The organism is Bartonella sp. AA86SXKL (assembly GCF_042196885.1).
In genome coordinates this window covers 1-301 of record NZ_JBHIRE010000445.1, presented here as the reverse complement: position 1 = coordinate 301, position 301 = coordinate 1, and the positions used below count along the sequence as shown (strand labels likewise).

Genomic DNA, 301 nt, shown 5'->3' with positions numbered 1-301 from the left:
TTCTGTGCAGTACGCAATTCTACTATCCTATTACGTTCAACCTCAACAATTTCTGGTTTTGCATTTTCTATAAATTTAGGATTACTCAGTTTAGCCGATAGTTTCTCAATATCTTGTTCAATTTTACTGACATCTTTCATCAAACGAGCACGTTCAGCTTCTAAATCAATCAACTGACCCAATGGTAAACAAAAAATCGCTTCTCCTAAAATCATTTGCGCTGAGAGAGCTGGAGCTTTATCAGAGAAACTAATTGTTTCAACACGTGCTAATTTTTTAAGAAGAGACTCATAAAGCTCAA

General features: G+C 34.9%; 1 pseudogene. It reads right to left on the bottom strand.

What is annotated here, in order from left to right:
- A pseudogene (locus ACFIO5_RS12545) lies at window positions 1-301 on the bottom strand (valine--tRNA ligase); the annotation flags it as partial.